Source organism: Azospirillum sp. RU38E (assembly GCF_900188385.1).
Taxonomy (GTDB): Bacteria; Pseudomonadota; Alphaproteobacteria; order Azospirillales; family Azospirillaceae; genus Niveispirillum.
In genome coordinates this window covers 1-22,518 of the sequence record NZ_FZOI01000002.1, presented here as the reverse complement: position 1 = coordinate 22,518, position 22,518 = coordinate 1, and the positions used below count along the sequence as shown (strand labels likewise).

Annotated in this window: 19 protein-coding genes; 8 read left to right on the top strand and 11 right to left on the bottom strand. The window is 65.4% G+C overall.

The annotated features are described in order from the left end of the window. Positions 1-40: 40 nt before the first annotated feature. A complete protein-coding gene (locus CHB97_RS05340) occupies positions 41-1,579 on the bottom strand; it encodes an aldehyde dehydrogenase (protein WP_244559413.1) in 1,539 nt (512 codons plus the stop codon). A gap of 169 nt (positions 1,580-1,748) precedes the next feature. On the opposite strand from CHB97_RS05340, the gene CHB97_RS05335 reads away from it, so the two are divergent. Genes CHB97_RS05335 through CHB97_RS05325 form a run of 3 tightly spaced genes read left to right on the top strand, consistent with a single transcriptional unit; the run spans position 1,749 to position 5,154 of the window. Continuing rightward, entirely contained in the window at positions 1,749-2,606 is an 858-nt protein-coding gene (locus CHB97_RS05335; RefSeq protein ID WP_089286936.1) for a GNAT family N-acetyltransferase, read from the top strand. Between the two features lie 2 nt (positions 2,607-2,608). Next, the gene (locus tag CHB97_RS05330; RefSeq protein ID WP_089286935.1) at positions 2,609-4,081 is read left to right on the top strand and encodes an NAD-dependent succinate-semialdehyde dehydrogenase; all 1,473 of its coding nucleotides are present in this window, start codon (positions 2,609-2,611) and stop codon (positions 4,079-4,081) included. Beyond that, entirely contained in the window at positions 4,078-5,154 is a 1,077-nt protein-coding gene (locus tag CHB97_RS05325) for a tartrate dehydrogenase (protein WP_089286934.1), read from the top strand. Before CHB97_RS05330 ends, CHB97_RS05325 begins: the two co-directional genes overlap by 4 nt. A gap of 19 nt (positions 5,155-5,173) precedes the next feature. On the opposite strand, the gene CHB97_RS05320 is transcribed toward CHB97_RS05325, so the two are convergent. After that, positions 5,174-5,494 carry a hypothetical protein gene (locus tag CHB97_RS05320; protein ID WP_089286933.1) on the bottom strand — a complete coding sequence of 107 codons (321 nt, stop codon included), beginning with the start codon at positions 5,492-5,494 and terminating at the stop codon, positions 5,174-5,176. Next, entirely contained in the window at positions 5,481-5,768 is a 288-nt protein-coding gene (locus CHB97_RS05315; RefSeq protein ID WP_089286932.1) for a hypothetical protein, read from the bottom strand. Before CHB97_RS05315 ends, CHB97_RS05320 begins: the two co-directional genes overlap by 14 nt. A 265-nt stretch (positions 5,769-6,033) precedes the next feature. On the opposite strand from CHB97_RS05315, the gene CHB97_RS05310 reads away from it, so the two are divergent. Together CHB97_RS05310 and CHB97_RS05305 are read left to right on the top strand one after the other, a co-directional pair. Beyond that, positions 6,034-6,456, top strand: a complete 423-nt coding sequence (locus CHB97_RS05310) for a CBS domain-containing protein (protein WP_089286931.1) — start codon at positions 6,034-6,036, stop codon at positions 6,454-6,456. Between the two features lie 14 nt (positions 6,457-6,470). After that, positions 6,471-7,343 (top strand): SDR family oxidoreductase, encoded by an 873-nt coding sequence (locus CHB97_RS05305; protein WP_089286930.1) that lies wholly within the window; start codon positions 6,471-6,473, stop codon positions 7,341-7,343. Here CHB97_RS05305 and CHB97_RS05300 read toward each other — a convergent pair. The 7 genes from CHB97_RS05300 to CHB97_RS05270 are packed head-to-tail and all read right to left on the bottom strand — an operon-like array spanning position 7,318 to position 16,221. Continuing rightward, positions 7,318-8,454, bottom strand: a complete 1,137-nt coding sequence (locus CHB97_RS05300; protein ID WP_089286929.1) for a glycosyltransferase — start codon at positions 8,452-8,454, stop codon at positions 7,318-7,320. The two genes, CHB97_RS05305 and CHB97_RS05300, sit on opposite strands and share 26 nt — an antisense overlap. After that, positions 8,451-9,548, bottom strand: coding sequence for a glycosyltransferase (locus CHB97_RS05295; RefSeq protein WP_089286928.1), 1,098 nt, complete (start codon positions 9,546-9,548; stop codon positions 8,451-8,453). Before CHB97_RS05295 ends, CHB97_RS05300 begins: the two co-directional genes overlap by 4 nt. Then, entirely contained in the window at positions 9,545-10,672 is a 1,128-nt protein-coding gene (locus CHB97_RS27020; RefSeq protein ID WP_089286927.1) for a glycosyltransferase, read from the bottom strand. Before CHB97_RS27020 ends, CHB97_RS05295 begins: the two co-directional genes overlap by 4 nt. Further along, the gene (locus tag CHB97_RS05285; protein WP_200819829.1) at positions 10,669-11,781 is read right to left on the bottom strand and encodes a glycosyltransferase family 4 protein; all 1,113 of its coding nucleotides are present in this window, start codon (positions 11,779-11,781) and stop codon (positions 10,669-10,671) included. Before CHB97_RS05285 ends, CHB97_RS27020 begins: the two co-directional genes overlap by 4 nt. Next, complete coding sequence (locus CHB97_RS05280; protein WP_089286925.1) at positions 11,778-13,079, bottom strand: TIGR04295 family B12-binding domain-containing radical SAM protein; 1,302 nt, start codon at positions 13,077-13,079, stop codon at positions 11,778-11,780. Before CHB97_RS05280 ends, CHB97_RS05285 begins: the two co-directional genes overlap by 4 nt. Continuing rightward, positions 13,076-15,115 carry an NAD-dependent epimerase/dehydratase family protein gene (locus tag CHB97_RS05275; protein WP_089286924.1) on the bottom strand — a complete coding sequence of 680 codons (2,040 nt, stop codon included), beginning with the start codon at positions 15,113-15,115 and terminating at the stop codon, positions 13,076-13,078. The genes CHB97_RS05280 and CHB97_RS05275 overlap by 4 nt, the downstream gene beginning before the upstream one ends. Beyond that, positions 15,112-16,221, bottom strand: coding sequence for an NAD(P)-dependent oxidoreductase (locus CHB97_RS05270; RefSeq protein WP_200819828.1), 1,110 nt, complete (start codon positions 16,219-16,221; stop codon positions 15,112-15,114). Before CHB97_RS05270 ends, CHB97_RS05275 begins: the two co-directional genes overlap by 4 nt. A 445-nt stretch (positions 16,222-16,666) precedes the next feature. Between CHB97_RS05270 and CHB97_RS05265 the strand changes: the two genes are divergently transcribed. Both CHB97_RS05265 and CHB97_RS05260 read left to right on the top strand, forming a co-directional pair. Beyond that, on the top strand, positions 16,667-17,161 hold the full coding sequence (locus tag CHB97_RS05265) for a ferritin-like domain-containing protein (RefSeq protein ID WP_089286923.1): 495 nt from the start codon (positions 16,667-16,669) through the stop codon (positions 17,159-17,161). Between the two features lie 134 nt (positions 17,162-17,295). Continuing rightward, positions 17,296-17,787, top strand: coding sequence for a ferritin-like domain-containing protein (locus tag CHB97_RS05260; RefSeq protein ID WP_089286922.1), 492 nt, complete (start codon positions 17,296-17,298; stop codon positions 17,785-17,787). A gap of 106 nt (positions 17,788-17,893) precedes the next feature. Here CHB97_RS05260 and CHB97_RS05255 read toward each other — a convergent pair whose 3' ends face one another. Then, the gene (locus CHB97_RS05255) at positions 17,894-19,477 is read right to left on the bottom strand and encodes a family 43 glycosylhydrolase (protein WP_089286921.1); all 1,584 of its coding nucleotides are present in this window, start codon (positions 19,475-19,477) and stop codon (positions 17,894-17,896) included. Between the two features lie 165 nt (positions 19,478-19,642). On the opposite strand from CHB97_RS05255, the gene CHB97_RS05250 reads away from it, so the two are divergent. Then, complete coding sequence (locus CHB97_RS05250; RefSeq protein ID WP_244559412.1) at positions 19,643-22,390, top strand: DUF5695 domain-containing protein; 2,748 nt, start codon at positions 19,643-19,645, stop codon at positions 22,388-22,390. The last annotated feature ends 128 nt before the right edge of the window (positions 22,391-22,518 follow it).

Genomic DNA, 22,518 nt, shown 5'->3' with positions numbered 1-22,518 from the left:
GGTTGCGGATCAATCCCCGGCACCATAGAACGGGCGGCAATCAGAACTCAATCAACATGGTTTTGGATTTCAGGTTCGCCTCATAGGCCTCCCGCCCCAGATCCTTGCCGATGCCGGATTTCTTGAAGCCGCCCGTGGGCAGGATGAAATCATTGGAACGGCCATAGCGGTTGACCCAGACCGTCCCCGCCTCCAGCGCGCGCAGGGCCCGCAGCGCGCGGGAAACGTCGCCGGTATGCACGCCTGCCGCCAGCCCGAAGCCGCTGTCATTGGCCAAGGCAAAGGCCTCTTCTTCCTCCCGGAAGGTCTGCACGGTCAGCACGGGGCCGAAAATCTCCTCCCGCACTGCCTCATGCTCCCGCGTCACCCCGGCCAGGATGGTGGGTTGATAGAAGGCGCCATCCTGCGGGCCCGTTGCCCGGCCGCCGCCGGTCAGCACCTCCGCCCCCGCCGCCACAGTCCGGCTGACGATCCCGTCGATCCGGTCGGCCTGGGGATGGGAGATGATGGGCGACAGGCTGGTGCCCGCCTCCCAGGTGGGGCCGGGGCGCAGCGCCTGGAACCGGTCACGGATGGCCGACACCACCCGGTCGGCCACCTGTTCCTGCACCAGCAGGCGGGAACCGGCGACACAGACCTGGCCGGCATTCAGCGTGATGGCGCGGGCAACAATGCCGGCCGTCTTGTCCAGGTCGCTGGCATCGGCGAAGACCAGTTGCGGGCTTTTGCCGCCCAATTCCAGCGTCACCGGCTTCGGCCCCGTCTCGGCACAGGCCTGCATGATGGCGATGCCGGTGCGGGTGGAGCCGGTGAAGGTCACCTTGGCGACCAACGGATGCCGGCACAGCCGGTCACCCACGTTCCGCCCGTCACCCTGCACAATATTGAACAGGCCCGGCGGCAGCCCCGCCTCTATCGCCAGTTCAGCCAGCCGCACCACGCTGAAGGGCGTCATCTCGCTGGGCTTCAGCACCACGGCATTACCGGCCGCCAGCGCCGGGGCGACCTTCCAGCCAGCCATGACCAGAGGCAGGTTCCAGGGCGCCACCGCGGCGATCACGCCATAGGGCTGGGTGATGGTCAGGCCCAGCTTGTCGGCACTGGTGGCGGCGACATCGCCGCCCACCTTGTCGGCGAACTCCGCAAAGAAGCGGATTGTTTCGGCCGTGTACCAGACGTCCCAGGCCCGCGTCTCCGCGATGGTGCGGGTGGAGCCGGCGGCCTCCAGCGGGGCCAGCACCTCCATATCGGCTTCAATCAGATCGGCCCAGCGGCGCAGCACCTTCATGCGCTGGCGGGGCTCCACCCGGGCCCAATCGCTGTGCTGGAAGGCATGGGCGGCATCTTCCACCGCCTGATCCACCTGATCGGCGCTGGCCGTATCCAGATCAGCGAACGGTCGCGCGTCAGATGGGCGCAACACCGTCAGCGCCGGCCCCTGCCCCACCACACGGCGCCCGCCGATGATGTTGGAACCGATGGCATGGGCGATCTGATCGGGATTGAAGCTGACCATGGGCAAGGCTCCTGTCGGCGCTGGCGTGAAACTGCTGCCCAGATTATGCGTCTGTGACGGCATTTGTTCGGGATCACGCCAAAGCAGGACATTAGATTCTTCCGAATAAACCGACAGGGCGGCAGCGAATGCCACGCGAGCCGGCTTACTGTCATACCAGTCGTTCAGGGGCGACACGGCAGATGCTGCGGCAGACCATGCCGTCACCGCCCCCTATCAAGGAGTGCATGGCATGGAGAAGGGGACGCCACCCGCCATTCAATTGCGGGCGATGAACCAGGATGATCTGCCCCAGGCGCACGCGCTTTCCCGGGAGTTGAACTGGCCGCACCTGCTGGAAGACTGGAGCTTCTTCCTGGAAATCGGGGAAGGCGTGGTGGCTGAGCGCGATGGCGAGGTGGTGGGGACGGCCATGTGCTGGCCGTTTGGGCCGGAAATGGCCACGCTGGGCATGGTCATCGTCTCTCCCTTCTGCCAGGGGGCTGGACTGGGTCGCAAGCTGATGCAGGCGGTGATGGACAGGTTGGGCGACCGCACCATCATTCTGCACGCCACGACAGAGGGCGCACCGCTTTATCGCAGCCTGGGCTTCGATGCCGATGGAGTGGTGCTGCAACATCAGGGCACGGCCTTTTCCGTGCCGGTGCCGGACCTGATCACCGATGAACGGGTCCGCCCAATGGGGCAGAGCGACTGGCCCGTGATTACAGCCATGGATGCCCGCGCCACCGGTATGGATCGCAGCCACCTGATCAGCACCCTGGATAAAAGTGCCGTGGGCGTGATGCTGACCCGCGCGCATGAGCCGGCGGGCTTTGCCCTGTTCCGCCGGTTCGGGCGCGGCTATGTCGTCGGCCCCACGGTGGCGCCGGATGAAGGCGGGGCCAAGGCCTTGATCTCCCACTGGCTGGGGGCCAATGCCGGCATGTTCTGCCGTGTCGATATCCCGGAAGATAGCGGCCTGTCGCCCTGGTTGGATGGGCTGGGCCTGCAATGTGTCGGCCGCGTCACCCGCATGGTGCGCGGGCCGAAGCCCAAGCGCGACAGCGCGTTGCGCACCTTCTCCCTTGTCACCCAAGCCCTGGGATGATCATGAAGCCGACCCTTGCCGACCCCACCTTGTTCATCCAGGCCAATCTGATCGGTGGCCAGTGGGTGGGTGCTGCCTCTGGCCGCACCCTGGATGTGGATAATCCCGCCAAGGGCGCCATCATCGGCACCGTGCCGGACGCGGATGAGGCGGACACAAATGCCGCTATCGCTGCCGCCCATGCCGCCTGGCCGGCCTGGCGGGCGCTGCCGGCGGCGGCGCGGGCCGATATGCTGGAACGCTGGCACGCGCTGATGCTGGCCAATGGCGATGATCTGGCCCGCATCATGACAGCCGAGCAGGGCAAGCCCCTGGCCGAAGCGGCGGGCGAAGTGCGCTATGCCGCCAGCTTCGTGAAATGGTTTGCCGGTGAGGCGCGGCGCGTTCTGGGCGGCATGGTGCCGGCACCGGAAGCCGACCGCCGCATTCTGGTGATGAAGGAACCGGTGGGCGTTTCGGCCATCATCACGCCCTGGAACTTCCCCGCCGCCATGATCACCCGCAAATGCGGTGCCGCCCTGGCGGCCGGCTGCCCGGTGGTGGTGAAGCCGTCGGAGATGACGCCGTTCACCGCGCTCGCCCTGGCCAAGCTGGCGGAACAGGCCGGTATTCCGCCGGGCGTGTTCAATGTCGTCACCGGGCGGCCGCAGGGCATTGGTGCCGCCCTGACCGGCAGCCCGCTGGTGCGCAAGCTCTCCTTCACCGGGTCCACCCGTATCGGCAGCCTGTTGATGGCGCAATGCGCCGACACGGTGAAGCGCCTGTCGCTGGAACTGGGCGGCAATGCGCCGCTGATCGTGTTCGACGATGCCGATCTGGATGTAGCGGTGGCCGCCACCATGGCCAGCAAGTTCCGCAATGCCGGCCAAACCTGCGTCTGCGCCAACCGCATCCTGGTGCAGGATGGCATTCACGATGCCTTTGTGGAAAAGCTGGGCCGCGCCGTGGCGGCGCTGAAGGTGGGGCCGGGCGACCAGCCGGGTGTCACCACCGGCCCGCTGATCAACAAGGCCGCCGTGGCGAAGGTGCAGGCCCATGTGGATGACGCACTGTCGCGCGGCGCCCGCCTGACCGCGCAGACCAGCGGCTATCAGGGTGAACGGTTTGCCACGCCGGTGCTGCTGACCGGGGCCGATCCGTCCATGCGGCTAGCGTCGGAGGAAACCTTCGGCCCCGTCGCCCCCATCTTCCGCTTCCAGGCAGAGGAAGAGGCGATCCGCATTGCCAATGACACGCCCTTCGGGCTGGCCAGCTATTTCTACACCGAAAATCTGCACCGCGCCTTCCGGGTGGCGGAGGCGCTGGAAACCGGCATGGTGGCGCTGAATACCGGCTCCATCGCCATGGAAATGTCGCCCTTCGGCGGCATCAAGCAATCCGGTCTGGGCCGCGAGGGCGGGCCGACCGGCATTGATGAATATCTGGAAACCAAGACCTTCCACATTGCGGGCCTGAAACTGGGACACGGAGCATGAGCAGCAAGCGCAGCTATAAGATTGCCGTCATCGCCGGCGACGGGATCGGCAAGGAAGTGATGCCGGAGGGCGTGCGCGTGCTGGAACGCGCCGCCAGCCTCTATGGCTTCACCATCAACCAGCAATGGCATGATTTCGCCAATTGCGATTATTACGCCCGCCATGGCCGGATGATGCCGGAGGATTGGAAGGCACAGATCGGCAAGCCCGACGCCATTTTCTTCGGCGCCGTCGGCTGGCCCGCCACGGTGCCAGACCATATCTCGCTCTGGGGCTCCCTGCTTCAGTTCCGCCGCGAATATGACCAATATATCAATCTGCGCCCGGTGCGGCTGATGCCGGGCGTGCCCTGCCCGCTGGCGGGCCGCCAGCCGGGCGACATTGATTTCTGGATCGTGCGGGAGAATACGGAGGGCGAATATTCGTCCATTGGCGGTCATATGTTCCCCGGCACCGACCGGGAAATCGTCATCCAGGAAACGGTGATGACCCGCCATGGTGTGGACCGGGTGCTGCGCTATGCGTTTGAACTGGCCAACCGCCGGCCCAACCGGCACCTGACCTCGGCCACCAAGTCCAATGGCATCTCCATCTCCATGCCCTTCTGGGATGCGCGGGTGGAGGCGATGGCGGCACAGTACCCGGATGTGCGCTGGGACAAGTACCATATCGACATTCTGACGGCCCAGTTCGTGCTGAACCCGGACCGGTTCGATGTGGTGGTGGGGTCCAACCTGTTCGGCGATATCCTGTCCGATCTGGGGCCAGCCTGCACCGGCACCATCGGCATCGCCCCTTCCGGCAATATCAACCCGGAAGGCACCGGCCCGTCATTGTTTGAGCCGGTGCACGGGTCGGCCCCCGATATTGCCGGCAAGGGCATCGCCAACCCGATCGGCCAGATCTGGTCGGCCGCCATGATGCTGGACCATCTGGGTGAGGCGGAGGCCGCCGCCGGCATCATGCGCGCAGTAGAAAGCGTGCTGGCCGAACCGGACTTACGCACCGGCGACCTGAAGGGCAAGGCCAATACCATCACCTGTGGCAAGGCGGTGGAAGCGGCCCTGGGCTGATCCGTAGCGGGCGGCCCCCTCAAGCCGACAGGATAAACAGGGCCAGCACCAGCAGGCCGGCCAGCACGGCCCCGGCCAGGACCAGCAGCAACAGGCGGGGGTGCCAGCGCACCTCCCCCGCCGGGTCACGGAAAGCGGCATCACCACCCGGTTCTGGCGGGGTGGTGATGTCTCCGCCCGCCGGATTGCCGGCGGTGGCGGTCTGGCCCGCCGCCTCATCATCCGTGCCCAGCGGGGCGGCGGCGGGATCGGGGAAGGCCACCTTATCCTTTGTCTGTCCCGCATTGATGGCGACTTTCAGCCGGTGGCCCTGGGCGGCAGGTGGCTCAGCCCCGGTCATGGCTGTCCCGGCTGATGAATTTGTTGAACCGGCTGTCTTTGCCCTGTCCGTCTTTTTCCTGATAAAGGAAGCTCAGGCCGTTTTCATCGAACTTGGCGAAGAATTCTTCCCAGTCGATCGCTTCCAGCGCGTCATCCGGGGCGCCGAAATCGATGCGCAGGATGCCGGGATCATCCTTTCCACCTGTCCCCTTCACATGGGCCGGCCGGCCGCCCCGCGCCTCCACCCAGCGGCGGATGGTTTCATGATCCGTCGTGTTTTTCGTCTCTGCCATCGCATGATGTCCCTTGGCTATCACAGGCGTGATGCCTACCACCGCATGTAACGGCGGTGACGGGCCAGTCGTGCCCCGGCGAAAAGGGGAACAGGCGGGTCATCCTGGTTTCCTCTTCGGATACATAAAGCCCTTACGGATCACGGACCGGCGCAAGGGGGTTCACGTCCCTTGGGCGGGGGGAAGGATCGCCCATCTGGCGAGTGGGCCCGCATTGACCATGCGGCCCACCCTTCCCATCCCCCATAGCAAAAGGGCCTGACAAATGAAGATCAGCGAGATCATGTCCCGTGATGTCACCCTGGCCAGCCCGGATGACACAATCCAGCACGCCGCCCGACAAATGCGCGACATTGATGCCGGCTCCCTGCCGGTGGGCGAAGGTGACCGCCTGGTTGGCATGGTCACCGACCGCGATCTGGTGATCCGCGCCCTGGCCGAGGGCCGCGCCCCCGACACGCCGGTGCGCGACGTGATGAGCAGCGAGCTTTGTTATGTCTATGAGGATGAGAATACCGACAGCCTGGGCGATAATTTCATCAATAACTGCATCCGACGTTTCCCTGTTGTCAACCGTGACAAGCGGCTGGTCGGGATCGTCAGCATCGGCGATCTGGCCAGCCGCAGCGCGGACCGGCGCAATGTCGCCGCCGTGATGAGTGCGGTTTCCAGCAACCGGCAAGGCTGAGAGGGAGAGCCCAGATGCCAGATGATCCGCGCCAGAACGCCCCACAACCGCCACAGCCGCGCCAGCAACAGGAGATGCCGGGCGAAACCGACCAGATGCAGCCAAAACCCGACCATGGGGAGGCAAGCTACCAGGGCCATGGCCGGCTGAAGGGGCTGGCCGCCATCATCACCGGGGGTGACAGCGGCATCGGCCGCGCCGTGGCCATCGCCTTTGCCCGGGAAGGGGCCGATCTGCTGATCTCCTACCTCAGCGAGGAGGAGGACGCGCAGGAAACGGCCCGCTGGGTGGAACAGGCGGGCCGCAAAGCCGTGCTGGTACCGGGTGACATTGGCGACCCCGCCCATTGCCTGCATCTGGTGCAGCAGGCGCTGGACCGGTTGGGGCGGCTGGATATTCTGGTGAATAATGCCGCCCATCAGGCCAGCTTCCAGCAGATCGGCGACATTTCGGATGCGGAATGGGAACTGACCTTCCGCACCAATATCCACAGCCAGTTTTACCTGTCCAAGGCGGCGGTGGCGGTGATGAAGCCGGGCTCCAGCATCATCAATACTAGTTCCATCAATGCCAAAGACCCCAACCCGCATTTGTTGGCCTATGCCACCACCAAGGGGGCAATCGCCAATTTCACCGTCGGGCTGGCAGCCCTGGTGGCGGAAAAGGGTATCCGGGTCAATGCCGTGGCCCCTGGCCCGGTCTGGACCCCGCTGATCCCCTCCACCATGCCGGCGGAAAAGGTGGAAAGCTTCGGGTCCAACACGCCGCTGGGCCGGGCCGCCCAACCGGCGGAGCTGGCCCCCCCTTATGTAATGCTGGCCTCAGCGGAGGCGTCCTATATCACCGGGGCCATCATCGCCGTCACCGGCGGGCGGCCGATGCTGTAAGGCTCTCTCCCCTCCCCGTGCCGGTGACCTGCCCGGCACGGGGCTTTCCCTTTTCCGCGATTTCCCCGATCAGCGCCACCAGCCGCGCCGCCCGGGCCCGCCCCGTATGGGCCGACAGGATGCGGCTGCGGGCCCGCTCAGCCTGGGCCAAACGGTGGGCTTCCCGCATGTCCCGCAGTGCCTGCACCACATCATCGGTGCTGCGGGCGATGGTGATGCAGTCACCCTCCGGCAGCAGGTCGGTCAGGCCGGGCCATTCATCGCTGATGATGGGGGTGCCACAGGCCGCCGCCTCAAACAGCCGCACGCTGGGCGACCAGCCGGCAGCCACCATGTCGGCGCGGGTGACATTCAGGGTGAAGCGCTGGGCAGCGTAGAAATCCGCGTGCGCCTGTGGGGCCAGATGCTCGATCCGCTCCACATTCGCCGGCCAGTCGATCCCGTCGGGATATTGCGGGCCGGCGACGACAAAGCGCCGATCCGGCAGGCGGCGCGCCGGTTCCAGCAGCAAACGCTCCAGCACCGGCTGACGGTCGGGGCTGTAGGTGCCGAGATAGCCCAGATCCCAGCGCTGCGGCACGGTGCGGGGGCTGTAGCACTCCTCATCCACCGCGCAATAAAACGCCGCTGCCCGTATCGCAGCGAATTCCTGTTGCAGCACCTGCAGCACTGGCCCGCCGGTGAAGGAGAGGTAGAGATCCAGCAGCGGGATCTGCCGCCGGGCCAGATAGGCAGCGTCACAATCCCGGCGCAGGGTGGTCAGCGTCACCGGCGTGTCGATATCGTAAAAGGCCAGCCGGGGCACACTCAGCCCCAGCACATGGTCCAGCACGGCCACCCCATCCGGCACATAGGAACCGACGATCACCAGATCGGACTCGCGCAGCAGCGGATCGAACCGGGCTAGCCCCTCCAGCCCGTCATAAAAATGCAGGTCGCAGAAAGCCGGCCGGGGCAGATCGCGGTTGGCGGCGTACCAGGGCACATCGCGTTCCAGGAACGTCACCTGATGCCCCAGCCGTTGCAACCCGCCGATCAAGGCCCGCCATGTGGTGGCATGTCCATTCCCCCAGGAGGAGGAGAGCGACAGCCCGATAATACTGATCTTCATGCCCTCATCTCCTGCCGTTTGGCCGCCAGCAGCGCGCCTAGCAGCCGGTCCACCTGCTGGGCGCGGCGGTCATAGGTATGGTCGGCCAGCACGCGGGCCAGCGCACGCTGGCCGATGGCGGCCGCCTGTTCCGCCGTCAGGGTCCGCAGCATGTCGGCCACGTCGCGCCCGTCGCGGGCCACCAGCACCTCTTCCCCCGGTGCCAGGAACATATCGACACCCGGCCAGTCATCGGTGATCAGGCAGGCGCCGGCCCCCGCCGCCTCAAACACGCGCGTCGGCGGGGAAAAGCCGGTGGCGGCCATGCTGGCCCGGTTGATGTTCATCACCGCGCGCGGACTGGTGTTGAAGGCATTATGGGCGGCGGTGGGCACATGGCCCAGCCGGGCCACATTGGCCGGCAGGGTCACCCCATCCCATCCCGCCCCGCCCAGCAGAAAGCGGGCCTGCGGCAGCATCGCGGCGGGTTGGAGGAAGAAATCCGCCACCCGTTCATCCCGGTCCGGCAGGCGGTTGCCCAGAAAGCCCAAATCGCCCTGAAAACGGGGATCGGGGGGAACGGGATGGTGGGTGGCCGGGTCCAGGCCATTATAAATCGGCTCGCATAACCAAGCCCCCAGCCGGCGATAGGTCTGCACCACCGGCGCGCCGCCGCCATAGGTGAAAACCGCATCCAGCCGGGGCAGCGCCAAGCGCAGCGCGTGATGCGGATCTGGGGTGATTTCCGCCAGGGTGGCGGGGGCATCGACATCCCAGAAGATCATCAGCGCATCCAGGCGGCTGTTCACCAGCAAGCGTTCCAGCAGCACATCATCGGCAAAGCCCACCCCGCTGGCCTTCACCACCACATCAGCGTCGGCGGCCTGCGCCGTAACGTCCAGCAATGCCTGGGCAGTCGGTGGATAGACCACCACGCGCGCCCAGTCCGGCGGATCGATATCCCGGTGCTGCTGGCGGTCATAGACATCGGGTTCATAGAAGGTGATGGCATGGCCCAGCCCCGCCAGTGCCCGCAGCAGCCCCCGGTAATAGGTCGCCGCCCCGTTCCAGTAGGAGGAGAGCAGGCTGGACCCGTAAAAGGCAATCCGGCTCATGCCACGCCTTCCAGCGCCAGCGGCGCCACCAATGGCCCGCCCCGCACCTGCGCCACAATGCCCAGCAATTCAGCGGCACGGTGGCGGCAGGTATGGGCGGCCTGGATGGTGGCGAGGCCCGAGGCTGCCAGTTCCGCCGCCATCGCCCGGTCGGCCAGCAAGGCCGACAGGTGGCGCTGCATTTCCCAGCCATTGCGGGCAAACAGGAAATCCCGACCGGGTCGGAACAGCCCTTCCACATCCTGCCAGGGGGCGGAAACCAGCGGGATGCCGCAGGCCAGCGCCTCAAACATCCGGATGGTGGGAATACCGGGCAGGCTTTCCACATAGGGCCGGCGCGGGATATGCACCGTTACCCGATGCCGGGCGAAGGCATGGGGCACATCGGCATTGGCGATCCAGCCCCGGTAACGGATGCCGGCCCCCGCCAGTCGCGTCAGTGCATCGGCGGGATAGCGCACGCCATGCACACAGGCGGCAAGGCCCAGGCGGCGCACCGGTTCCACCAGATATTGGTCAATCTCGGCACTGCGTTCATCATCGCCCCAATTGCCGATCCAGACCAGATCGCCCTGTTTGTCCAGGTCAGGCCAGGGCCGGAACAGGGCGGTATCCGCCGCTTCATGCCAAGTGAAGACCCGGCGGCCCCAGCCGGCGGACAGGTAACGCTGGCGCAGCGCCTCCCCAAAGGCCAGCACCCCGTCATAATCGCCCAGGTTCAGCCCGGCGATCTCCGGCAGGGCGGAAACGGCGCGGTGATGCGTGTCATGGAACAACAGGGTGAAGCCCCCGCCCTGGCGGCGCAGCCGGCCCAGCAGCGCCACCAGGGCAGGGGCCGTCCATTCATGCACGATCACCAGATCGGCATCGGCGGTGGCCGCCGCATGGTCGAAATCCGTGCCATAGGTCTGGCTGGCCAAACCGGGAAAATCAGCGCTGAAACGGGCCAGCGCCGCCGGCCCCTGGTCGGCCAGCAGGTTGGCCCGGCTCCACCCGTCCGCCGGTTCCAATGCCAACACTTCATGGCCCAGCCGGGCCAGTTCCCGCATCACCCCGCGCAGGAAATGCGCGTTGCCGTGGTTCCAGTCCGACATCAGAGAATGGGTGTAGAATATTATTTTCATTGGATATTATCCCTGTCCAAAGGGCGTTGCATCGAATGGCCCAGCGCCATGGCGTAGAAGCCGGCCACGCTGTCCAACTGGCGTTGCAGGCTGAACTGTTCAGCCCGGCGCTGGGCACGGCGGCCCAGCACGGCCCGCCCATTCGGGTCGGCGATCAAGGCGCGGGCGGCATGGCCAAAGGCGGCAGGGTCGCGGGCATCAGCGAAGATCGCCACCCCGTCCCACAATTCCCGATATGTCGGGATATCAGCCAGCAGCAGGGCCGCCCCAGCCGCCGCCGCTTCCAGCGCCGCCAGCCCGAACGGCTCGCACAGCGAGGGGGAAGCGAAAATCGCCGCCCGCCCCACCAGCCCGGCCAGCCGCTCGTGTGCCATCGGCCCCAGCGCCTCCGCATGGTGCGGGCGGAAGGATTGGCCGTGCGGCCCCTCCAGCGACCCCGCCATCAGCACCGGCCAGGGCAGGCCGGCGGCGGCCCGGTCCAGCGCGATGCCGTTTTTCGCCTCATCCCACCAGCGCCCGGCGGCCAGGATGAAGGGTTCCTTGGTTGGGCTGGCCGGGATGGGGGCGACGGCATTGGGCAGCACATGCAGCCGGGCAATGGGGCCATAACAGCGCACCATGGCATCAGCGTAAGAGGTACTGGGCGCCAGGATGATATCCGCCCGCTCAAATCCGGCGCGGTTGCGGCGGCGATGCCAATCCCATTCCGGCGGCGGCCTGGTGCGGCGCATCGCCTCCCACCAGGTCACGACACAGGAATGGGCGGCGGCCACCACGGGGAATTCCAGCGGCAGGCCCACCGCCAGACCGGGCAGATGCAGATGCAGCAGGTCGGCCCGGTGGTCCAGCGCGATGGCGGTCAGTTCCGCCACCGTGCCGGCCAGTTCCGCCTCTGACACCGCCATCCAGTCCAGCGGGCCGCCCATCCAGACCAGTTCCGCCCCCGGAATGGCGGCCAGTTCCCGCCTTTGTTCTGCCGCAGGGGCCGGCCCCTGCCCCGCCAACAGCACCTGGGTGCCGTTACGGGCCAGCGCGCCGGCGAGATCGACCACATGGCGCCAGACGCCGCCCACGGCATCGAGCGTCATCAGTACGCGTTGCGGCCTCATGCCCGCCCCCCGGCACAGCAGGGGCGTTCCAGTTCGACCAGCGGCAGCGGCCGGTCATCCTGGATATCGCTGAACCGGTCGAAGGCCGCCAGATAATGCTGATGCGCGCGTTCCCAGGCTTGATCATCCGGCATCCCCCACAGCGCCCGGTAGCTGGGGCTGCTGGGATAGGGGTAGAGCGGTACCGGTTCATTCGCCCACACCCCCCGGTCGATCAGATGGCGGCGCCAATGCGCCACCAGATCGGCATCATCCTGCACCATGCCGATCAGATTGGCCTGGACAAAGGGCACATGGCGGCGTGCCTCCACCAGCAAAGCCGCCAGTTCCGGCGTATCCAGCCGGCAGCGCTTGGCCAGCGCCTCCCGCCCCTCCACGGTCAGGCTTTCCAGCCCTGCCTCGATGGAGACGCAGCCGGCCCTTCCCAGCAGCGCCAGCAGGTCGGGCTTCCACAGGTCGATCCGGGTCTGGATGCCGAACTGGATGGGCCGATCCACCAGCGCTTCCAGCAGCGGTCTCTGCGGCAGGAAGATTTCATCGATGAAATAGATGTAGGTGACGCCCTGGGCGATCAGCCCATCAATTTCCGCCAGCAGAGGCGCCAACCGGCGCCGGCGATAGGCATCGCGGAAATCGATTTTGGCGCAGAAGCTGCACTCATAGGGGCAGCCGCGCGATGCCTCCACCTCCGCCCCCTGCCCCTGCTGGCCCTGATCGAACCGGTGGTGATGATGGTGATGGGCGGCCAGCCAGTCGGCGGGCCAGGAAAGCGGCGGGTGATCGACAAAGGCACTGGCATGGCGCCCCCCATTCACCCGCACCTGCCCGCCCACCAGCATGGCAGTGGATGGCACGGCGGACCAGTCGGGGGTGTTGGCAAGGGCGGCCACCACCTCCTCACACTCCCCCAGCACCACCAGATCGGCCCCCAGCTTGCGCAGGGTGGCCCCCGGTGTGGCGGAACCGTGCGGCCCCACGGCCACGCAGCGCCCGCCCTGCCCATCCAGCAGGGCCAGCAATTCCGCCGGCACCGTCAGTTCCGGCGGGGCGCAGCGCCAGAACAGATAGGTCGGCGCTGTCGTCACCACGGTGAAATCCGGCGCGAAACCGGCCACTTGGGCAGCCAGGGCCGGATTGTCCAGCCCCTGCAACTGCCCATCCAGCAACAGCACCTGATGCCCCGCCGCCCGCAGCAGGGCGGCGCTGTAGCCCAGTTCCAGGGGCAGATGCGGTTCCCGGCAACCGAAATAGATGCTGCCATCATAGCGCCAGGCGGGATTGACCAGGGCCACCTTCATGCCGTCACCTTCCATGCCTGCCTGTCGGTTGCTTCGGAAACGGCCTGTTCTTCCAGGCGATGGCGGCGCAGCCAGCCGGCCAGATCACGCAAGCCGTCACGCCAGCCGATGCGCGCCCGCCAGCCCACCGCCTGTTCCAACCGGCGCGTATCGGCGACGAAATAAAGCTGGTCACCCTGCCGCCAGTCATGCAGCGACCGTTCCAGCCGCCGGCCCGTCAGCTTCTCAATCTCCTGCAGGATCAGGCGCAGGCTGACGGCATTGCGTGGGCCGCCGCCCAGGTTGAAGGCCCGGCCCTGCAGGTGGCCGATATTGGCCAGCACGGCGCGATAGGCTGCCACCGTATCGGCGACATGCAGGATGTCGCGCACCTGCTTGCCATCGCCATAAAGGCTGATCCCCTGCCCGGCCAGGGCGCGGATCAGGAAATGGGCCACCCAGCCCTGATCCTCCGTGCCGAACTGGCGGGGGCCATAGATGCAGCTCATCCGCAGCACAGCCGTGGGCAAGCCGAAGGATCGGCCATAATCCAGCACATATTGATCGGCCACCCCCTTGGAACAGCCATAGGGGGTGTGGAAATCCAGCGGGCGGCCCTCGTCGATACCATGGGCGCGGATATCGGCATCCTGCGGCACATAACGATCATCCATCTGGATCAGGCCCAGATCTTCCAGCCCGCCATAGACCTTGTTGGTGCTGGCAAAGATCACCGGCAGTGCCCGGCCGGTGGCGCGGGCACTTTCCAACACATTCAGTGTGCCGCGCGCATTCACCTCAAAATCATGCTCAGGGGCTGTCAGGCTGCTGGTCACCGCCGTCTGGGCGGCGAAATGGAACACCGCCTTGGCATCGGCAACAACAGGGCGCAGCGCGTGCCCGTCGCGGATATCGCCCAGCACCGGATGCACCCGTTCCCCATAACGGTCGCGCAGCCAAGCCAGATTACCCTCCACACCGGAGCGGTAGAGATTATCCAGCACCAGCACCTCTTCCCCATCCGCCAGCAAGCTCTCGGCCAGATTGGCGCCGATGAAGCCGCTGCCGCCAATGATCAGGGTGGGTTTCACCCTGGCGGCCAGATAGGGGCGGGACAGGCCCGCCGTCTCCACCGCCTTGGCTGGCCCGCCTTGGGCCAGCAGGCGGGCCAGCAGCTTGGGCCGCCCTTCGGCATCCTTCACCCCCAGATGGTAATGGCGCGGATCGAAGCGCAGCCCTTCCTGCACCGCCGTATCGGGGGCGATATCGCGCCAGCCATACCAATAGAAACGCTGGGCCGGCACCTGCATGGCCTGCACGAAACGGCTGACCTGTTCCACCTCGTCATTGCGCCAGGTGGAATAGCCGGTTTCGGTGATCCAGATTTCCGTATCCGGGTTGTGCCGGTCCAGGATGGCGCGCATCTCCCCCAGATGCAGATCCCAGCCATCCCAGGTACCCTGTTCACTGTCCCAGGTGCCGGGAAAGCCATGGAAACCCATGGCATCGATATGGGCCAGCACCCCGCGCGTGCCGATCAGGTTCAGCCAATAGGGATCAAAGGGCGACAGACCGCCCAGCACCGTCTTCCAGCCGCGCTTGCGCGCCCAGAAGGCGGCCCCGCCGACCATTTCGGAAAACAGCATGAAATCGCTGTCGATCCGCCAATCCCAGTCCAGCAGGTTATTCGGCTCGTTCCACAGCTCCACCGCCGGGAAATGCCGTCCATAGCGGGTCAGCACATGGTCAACGAAATCGGCATAATCGGCCAGCCGCCTGGGCGGCCCCGACGTGCGACCCGTGCGGGAGAGCGAGGGCGGCGTGTAATGCAGGCAGGGCAGCAGGTCCATTTGCGTGCCCAGCATGGGGATCAGCCAATCATACCAGGCCTGCCCTTCCGCCGTGTGGTAATCCGCCCAGGAGAGATGGGTGCGCAGGCGGCTGGCCCCGGCGGCCTGCATGGCGGCTACCGCCGCTTCCGCCCGCTCCCGCTCCCCGATGCGGAACCATTCGACAAAGCCGAAGGGACGGCTGGTTTCTGTAAAACCATCCGTCATGACACCAGGCCCCGCTGTTCCAACTGGCGGCGCATTTCGCTGCCCCGGTCATGTGCCTCCATCTGCGCCACCCAGCCGGCCATTTCATACAGGCTGTCTTCCAGCAGATAGCGGGGCTGATAGCCCAGCATCTCGCGAGCACGCGAGATATCGGCAAAGCAATGGCGGATATCGCCGGAGCGGGCGCGGCCCAGAATATCGGGCAGGATCAGCCCCGCCCCCATGGCATCCGCCAGCATCCGCGCGACATCGGCAATGGCATAGGAACGCCCGCTGCCGATATTGAACAGGTGGCCGGCAATGCCGGGCCGTTCCATGGCCAGCCGGAAGGCGCAGGCCACATCGCGCACATGCACGAAATCCCGCCGCTGCCGGCCATCTTCAAAAATCATCGGCGCCTGCCCATTGGCCAGGCGGGAGGCGAAATTGGCCAGCACCCCCGTATAGGGGTTGGACAGCGCCTGACCCGGCCCGAACACGTTGAATAGCCGCAGCGCCACCGCCTCCACCCCATAGGCGCGACCGAAGATCAGCACGGCCTGTTCCTGGGCATATTTGGTCAGCGCATAGATGGAGGCGAGATCGACCGGCTTTTCCTCTGCCGTGGGCACCGGTGTCAGCTCGCTGCCCAGCGGGTTGACCGGGTTCCACTGACCCTGTTTCATGCGACCGCCATCGCGGCGCACCCGGTCATGGGTCAGGCCGGTGCTGTCAACATAAACCCCTTCGCCATAGACACTCATGGAGGAGGCGACGACGATGCGGCGCACCGGCTTGTCGATCATCGCCTGCAACAGCACGGCGGTGCCGACATCATTGCCGCTGACATAGCGTTCAATCTCATACATGCTCTGGCCGACACCGACCTCAGCCGCCAGATGATAAACGCCATCCACCCCTTCCAGGGCCCGGGAAACGGCGGCCATGTCACGCAAATCGGCCTGAATGAACTCCACACCCTCGGGCAGATCCGGCAGCCCGTCGCCATGTACCTGCTGCACCAGCGCATCCAGGATGCGGACCCGGTGGCCATGGGCAAGCAACTCACGCGCCAGATGCCGGCCGATAAAGCCGGCACCACCGGTAATGAGGAAAGTCCCCAACATTGCGCCCCCGCTTTCATGGGAATTTCATGGGAAGAAGAAGATGGGTTTCCGCATGAACAGGGGGCCGCTGCGTTGGTTTCCTTAAAGATACAAACTATATCGGATAGAGATGTTTCGTTTGGGGTAACGCCGGTGAATTCCCTCACAAATCCTTGATAAACAGCAATGTCGGATGGATTCTGCCCGCGGGGAGATATTTCCATTAAGAAACACTCCTGTTATTCAACAGCTTACGGCGATGGCGTGACCGCCCAGGGTTCATGAACCGGTTCCAGCCGCCCCCGCCCATCCGGGTGAACGGGCGGCAGAACCGCAAAAATGGGGCGATCGGGCAGGCGTGTTGCCCCGTTTGGAGACGGAACGTCACCTCCCAGCCGGGGTTTAGCACCATGGACGGCCCCACACCGACGGGGCGTCATCACCCCCCAAAATCCAGGAGCTTTTCATGGCCAAGCAGCCCAAGGAACTGACCGATCTGTTCCATGAGACCTTGAAGGACATTTATTACGCCGAAAAGCAGATCCTGCGCGCCCTGCCCCGCATGGCAAAGAATGCGCAGTCCGACGAACTGCGCCAGGCCTTCGAACAGCACCGCAGCGAAACCGAAGGCCAGATCGAACGGCTGGACAAGGTGTTCGATCTGATCGGCAAGGCCCCCCGCGGCAAGACCTGTGATGCCATTGTCGGCATCATTGAGGAATGCAAGGAGGTGATGGAGGATTTCAGCGGCAGCGAGGCGCTGGATGCCGGCATTCTGGCCGCCGCCCAGGCGGTGGAGCATTACGAGATCAGCCGTTACGGCACCCTGCGCACCTGGGCCCAGCAATTGGGCCTGGAGGAGGCCGCCGACCTGCTGGGCCAGACGCTGGAAGAAGAAAAGCGCACCGACGCGCTGTTGAGCAAGCTGGCCACCGGACAGGTCAACGCCAAGGCGGCGTGATACGACGCAAAGCCCAATCGCCACGGGCACCACCGGATCGCCGGTGGTGCCTGAACGCCTGTTCATCGCGGCGCTGCGGCACACCACGCCCCAATGCTGTTTCCTGTTCGAAAACAACACCCATGGAGATGAGAATGAACACCGCCCGCGACCATCTGATCGACTGGCTGCGCGATGCCTATGCCATGGAAATCCAGGCGGAAAAGATGATGCAGAACATGCATGGCCGCCTGCGCCAATATCCCGCCCTGGCCGCAAGGCTGGAACAGCATATTGCTGAGACGAAAAGCCAGGCGGAGCAGGTAAAGCAGTGCCTGCACCAGCTGGGGGCCGATACATCCGCCCTGAAAACCGGGCTGGCAGCACTGACCGGCTTTGCCCAGGCCATGTCCGGTGCCATCGCCGAGGATGAGGTGGTGAAGGGCGGCGTCTTCAGCCATGCCTTCGAACAGTTCGAGGTGGCGAACTATACGGTGCTGGTCGCCGCCGCCACCGCCGCCGGGGAGCCCGGCATTGCCGCCACCATGGATGCGATCCGGCGGGAGGAAGAGGCGATGGCCGGCTGGCTGCGCGATAATCTGGAAGCCATCGTGCAGCAATATCTGCTGACAGGTGAAAAGCGATGAAAGCGGTCACCGATGTGCTGGAAGCCTATCGCCAGTTCGACCTGCGCCGGCCCGGCTGGGTGCCGGCTGGGTGAAAGTGGCATTGCGGCCGTGATGAGCCCCGGCATCAGGGGCCGCAGGCCGGTGCCGCCGGAACGGGGGGTGGGGCGGGCGGCGTTTTGGTCGGCGCCAGCGCCTCCCATTCCTGCACACCGATGGCGGCGGGGGCATCCGGTCTGCCAGCAGCGGTGAAAACGGCCCGCAGGCAGCGGGTCGTGACAGGATTGAACCGAACCTCCTGAAACCGCCCCGATGCCGTACCATAGGAGGCACCCAGCGGTTCCAGCCGTTGCCAGCCCCCCTGCCCCCACACCTCCAGATGCCAGGCGGCGGGCGGTGCCATGCCTATGGCGGCGCCCGACTGCTGGTCGGCCACAAACCAGATTCGGCTGGCATTCAGCCGCACCGGCGCGAACCAGCGATATTCTATCCAGGTTTGGGTGGGCCAGGTTTGGGCAGGCTTGTCGCCAAGCCCGCTGCCCCACATGTCCGGCGGCAGGGGGGCGGGCCGGACAATCCCGTCATTCAACGCCTTGATCCAATAGCGCACGGGGATCGGATCATTGGCGGCCACCGCGGTGGCCGCCCCGGCAATATTGCGGCTGGGCAGCGGTGGGACTTGGCGTGCCCGCGTGGGCTGTACCGGCAGGATGGCGGCGGGCTTGCGCGTGTCATCCCATTCCAACCGGTCCAGCGCCACGGCGCGGCGGAAATGCCCGCCGCCCCTGGCATCCGCCGTATGATAGGCGAGATACCATTGCCCCTTGAACATCACCGCCCCCGCATGGGAGGTGGTGGAGGAGACCGGCCGCAGCAGCACCCCGCGATAGGTCCAGGGCCCCAGCGGTGATGGTGCGGTGCCATAGGCCTGGCAGGCATGGTACAAGGCGGGGGTGCAGGCGCTGCGCGGTCCGGCATTATTGCCAGCATACAGCAGATAATAGGTACCCTTGCGCTTCATGATCCAGGGTGCTTCGAAAAAGCCGGTCAGCGTGTCGATCACCTGCGGCGGCCCTTTGGGCGTCACCATGTCAGCCGCCAGTTCCATGGCGCGCAGCCGCCCGAACGTGCCCCAATAGATGAAAACGCGGCCATCATCATCCACCAGCACCGTCGGGTCGATATTCTGGATACGGTTGGGCACCGGCACCTGCTGGGAGATAATGGGGCCGGCGGGATGCGCATCCCGCCACGGCCCCAGCGGGCTGTCCGCCACCGCCACGCCAATGGCGAACCGATCTTCCGCCCCGCTATCCCGCTGCAACACCGGGGCATAGAGATAGAAGCGGCCATCCCGCCCCTGAACAATCTGCCCGGCATAGGCCCGTCCGGGTTCCGCCCAGGCAAAAACCGCCTCCGGTCGCGCAATGGCGGGATAATGGGTCCAGTGCCCGGAATCCGGATCGCTGGTGCTGAGCAACTGCCATTCCTTCATGATGAAATCATTGACGTCCGCCGGCGCCTCATCCCGGCCGGCCAGGATATAGAGCCTGTCCCCCACCACCAGCGGGGCCGGGTCGGTTGAATAATAACGCCCATCGGACAGGATCGGGTTGCCGGTGACCCTGAAGCTCTGCGGGGTGGCTGTTTGCGCAACGGCGGACATAATCCCCAGCAACAGCAGCGCCAGACCGGAAACCCGCCATTTCATCTCACCCCTCCCGACTTCTGGGCCGTTCATCCCAACATCCCCCATATTTTATATCGTATAATATTTATTGCGTCACGCCCCCATCAACGGTAGCTTTTTTCCCGACAGAGACTGACGCGCGGGAGACGGCCCCGGCCCGCCCTTCCCCCAACAATGAGAGGCAGTATGAAGCCCGCACGCCTGTTTGCCGCCGCCCTGCTGGCCGGTACGGTGATCGCCGCCCTTCCCGCCCCCACCCCGGCCCAGGGAAAGCCGCAGCAGCAGGAAAAGCCGGTCTACGCTCCGGTGGCCACCAGCGATCATCATGTGGGCAGCTTTCACCTGGCCCTGCGCCGCGATACGCAGACGCTGGCCCGCCTGTCACCGGCGTCGGAACCGGGTTTCAGCTTCGTGCCCACCGCTCGCCTGCCCGAACGGGCGGGCGACGGCTATAACCATCTGGGCGATTTGAACCTGCGGTTACGGCAGGCCGGTGGGGAATGGCGGGATTTCGCGTCTGCCCAAACGCGCAAACCCATCCGGACGCTGGCCACCGGGGGCGATGTGATCGCGGCGGCCGATATCAGCGCCAGCATGGGCGACGGCATTCCGCTGGCGGTGGAACGGCGCTGGTTGAATGAGGGCGGCAGCCCCGCCCTGGTCTTCCGCCTGACCAACAGATCCACTCAGCCGGTGGAGATTGGCGCGCTGGGGATGCCGATGGTGTTCGACAATATCCTGACCGGCCGTTCGCTGGAAGAGGCGCACGCCCAGGCAAGTTTCGTCGATCCCTATATTGGCCGCGATGCCGGCTATCTTCAGGTGACCCGCCTGAATGGCCATGGCCCGGCTTTGCTGGTGTTGCCCCGCCCCGGCACGCCGCTGGAGGCCTATAGCCCGCTGAAAAACCCTAAGGAAGCCGCCGGCTCCCTGTTCACCGACAAAAGCCCGCGCGGCCAGACGTCGGAAGGGTTCTACGACTGGATGGTGCATTCCGCCGGCATGGCGGAACGAGAATGGCAACAGGCCGGCGAACAATGGAACCGCCCCACCAGCCGCACCCTGGCACCGGGGGAAGTGATGGAAGTCGGGGTGCGGCTGGTGGAGGCCCCCAGCATCCGCGCCATTGAGGATGTGCTGGCGGCACAGGGCCGGCCGGTGGCGGTGGGCATTCCGGGCTATGTGTTGCCAACCGACCAGCGCGGCACCCTGTTCGTGAAGGCGCCCAGCCCGATCAAGACGGTAGAGAGCGAGCCGGAAGGCGCCCTGCTGGCCAGCCGCGACGGGGAGGTGAATGGCTGGACACGCCTGTCCCTGCAGGCCAAGGGCTGGGGGCAAGTCCGCCTGACGCTCACCTATGAAGACGGGCAGAAGCAGACTATCAGCTATTTCCTGACCAAGCCGCTGGCCCAGGTGATGGCCGATCTCGGCCGTTTTTCCACCCGCCAGCAATGGTATGAAGGCAAGGGCGACCCGTTCGGCCGTTCCCCCGCCATCCTGACCTATGACAAGGAAGCCGGGAAGATCGTCGATGTCGAACCGCGCGTCTGGATCGCCGGGATGAGCGATGAGGGTGGTGGCGGCAGTTGGGTGGCCGCCACCCTGAAACAGCTGGATAATCCCGACCCGGCGGAGGTCGCCAGGATCGAACAGCTGGTCAATGAAACGGTGCTGGGCGACCTGCAGGTCGCCGACGGGCCGCAGGCGGGTGCCGTCAAGAAAAGCCTGTTCTATTACGATCCTGCGCGCTTTCCCGACCTGTACAAGAACCCAGAACAATGGCGAAGCTGGACCTCCTGGGACAAGAAGGGGGCCGGCGATCTGGGCCGTTCCTTTAACTACCCGCATGTGGCGCTCGGCCATTGGGTGCTGTACCGCACCGCCCGCAACCATCCGGGTATGGTAAAGCAACATGACGCCGCCTTCTATCTGCGCTGGGCCTGGCGCACCATCGTCGCCATGATGCGCGACGCGCCACATTATGCCGAATTCGGTCAGGTGGAAGGTGATGTCTTCGTCGATATCCTGCGCGATCTGCGGCGCGAAGGCATGGCAGAAGAAGCCGCCACCCTGGAACGGCTGATGAAGGGCCGGGCCGATCACTGGAAATCGCTGAAATACCCGTTCGGCTCCGAAATGCCGTGGGATTCCACGGGGCAGCCGGAAGTCTATGCCTGGATGCGCTATTTCGGCCATGCCCAGCAGGCGGATACCACCCGGGAAGTGATCCTGGGCTATGATCCCACCCTGCCCAGCTGGGGCTATAATGGCAATGCCCGCCGCTATTGGGATTTCCTCTATGGCGGCAAATATGCGCGGGTGGAGCGACAGATTCACCATTATGGCTCCACCCTGAATGCGGTGCCCCTGTTCGATGCCTATCGCCGTGACCCGGCTGATTTCCATCTGCTGCGGGTTGCCTATGGCGGGTTGCTGGGCGGCATCACCAATATCGATCAGGACGGCTTCTCGTCAGCCGCCTTCCATGCCTGGCCGGACATGATGAAATGGGATCCCTATAGCGGGGATTACGGCATGGGCTTCTTCGGCCATGCCTATGCCACGGCCTCCTATCTGGTCAATCACCCTACCTTTGGTTGGCTGGGCTTTGGTGGCGATGTCAGCCAATCGGGGGAGGAGATCATCATCACGCCCAAGGACAGCGCCCGCAGCCGGCTCTATATCGCGCCAGCCGGCCAATGGATCACGCTGGAGGCGGGCAAGATCGCCCGCGCTACCTATAATCCTGCCAGCGGCCAGATCAGCTTGACCCTGGACCCGGCCACACCCCATACACCGGTCGCCCGGCTGTATCTGGAGGCGATGACCCCATCGGCCAAGCGGCTGACCGTACCGGGGGCGGTTCTGGAGCGGGAGGGCTACAGCATCCCGCTGGGCCAGACACCGCTGACGCTGCGCCTGACCGCCCCCTGATCATTCCTGCTTGGCAAAGCGAGAATTTATATAGTATACGATTATCAATTCAACGGAGGATTTACGATGGCGGAGCTTACGTGGCGTGGTGTTTACCCTGCGGCGACCACGCAGTTTGCGGAAGATTT

Bases quoted from the DNA above. Each gene is read 5' to 3' on its own strand.
- CHB97_RS05340 (WP_244559413.1), bottom strand. From the start codon at position 1,579: ATGCCGTCACAGACGCATAATCTGGGCAGCAGTTTCACGCCAGCGCCG.
- CHB97_RS05335 (WP_089286936.1), top strand. From the start codon at position 1,749: ATGGAGAAGGGGACGCCACCCGCCATTCAATTGCGGGCGATGAACCAG.
- CHB97_RS05330 (WP_089286935.1), top strand. From the start codon at position 2,609: ATGAAGCCGACCCTTGCCGACCCCACCTTGTTCATCCAGGCCAATCTG.
- CHB97_RS05325 (WP_089286934.1), top strand. From the start codon at position 4,078: ATGAGCAGCAAGCGCAGCTATAAGATTGCCGTCATCGCCGGCGACGGG.
- CHB97_RS05320 (WP_089286933.1), bottom strand. From the start codon at position 5,494: ATGACCGGGGCTGAGCCACCTGCCGCCCAGGGCCACCGGCTGAAAGTC.
- CHB97_RS05315 (WP_089286932.1), bottom strand. From the start codon at position 5,768: ATGGCAGAGACGAAAAACACGACGGATCATGAAACCATCCGCCGCTGG.
- CHB97_RS05310 (WP_089286931.1), top strand. From the start codon at position 6,034: ATGAAGATCAGCGAGATCATGTCCCGTGATGTCACCCTGGCCAGCCCG.
- CHB97_RS05305 (WP_089286930.1), top strand. From the start codon at position 6,471: ATGCCAGATGATCCGCGCCAGAACGCCCCACAACCGCCACAGCCGCGC.
- CHB97_RS05300 (WP_089286929.1), bottom strand. From the start codon at position 8,454: ATGAAGATCAGTATTATCGGGCTGTCGCTCTCCTCCTCCTGGGGGAAT.
- CHB97_RS05295 (WP_089286928.1), bottom strand. From the start codon at position 9,548: ATGAGCCGGATTGCCTTTTACGGGTCCAGCCTGCTCTCCTCCTACTGG.
- CHB97_RS27020 (WP_089286927.1), bottom strand. From the start codon at position 10,672: ATGAAAATAATATTCTACACCCATTCTCTGATGTCGGACTGGAACCAC.
- CHB97_RS05285 (WP_200819829.1), bottom strand. From the start codon at position 11,781: ATGAGGCCGCAACGCGTACTGATGACGCTCGATGCCGTGGGCGGCGTC.
- CHB97_RS05280 (WP_089286925.1), bottom strand. From the start codon at position 13,079: ATGAAGGTGGCCCTGGTCAATCCCGCCTGGCGCTATGATGGCAGCATC.
- CHB97_RS05275 (WP_089286924.1), bottom strand. From the start codon at position 15,115: ATGACGGATGGTTTTACAGAAACCAGCCGTCCCTTCGGCTTTGTCGAA.
- CHB97_RS05270 (WP_200819828.1), bottom strand. From the start codon at position 16,221: ATGTTGGGGACTTTCCTCATTACCGGTGGTGCCGGCTTTATCGGCCGG.
- CHB97_RS05265 (WP_089286923.1), top strand. From the start codon at position 16,667: ATGGCCAAGCAGCCCAAGGAACTGACCGATCTGTTCCATGAGACCTTG.
- CHB97_RS05260 (WP_089286922.1), top strand. From the start codon at position 17,296: ATGAACACCGCCCGCGACCATCTGATCGACTGGCTGCGCGATGCCTAT.
- CHB97_RS05255 (WP_089286921.1), bottom strand. From the start codon at position 19,477: ATGAAATGGCGGGTTTCCGGTCTGGCGCTGCTGTTGCTGGGGATTATG.
- CHB97_RS05250 (WP_244559412.1), top strand. From the start codon at position 19,643: ATGAAGCCCGCACGCCTGTTTGCCGCCGCCCTGCTGGCCGGTACGGTG.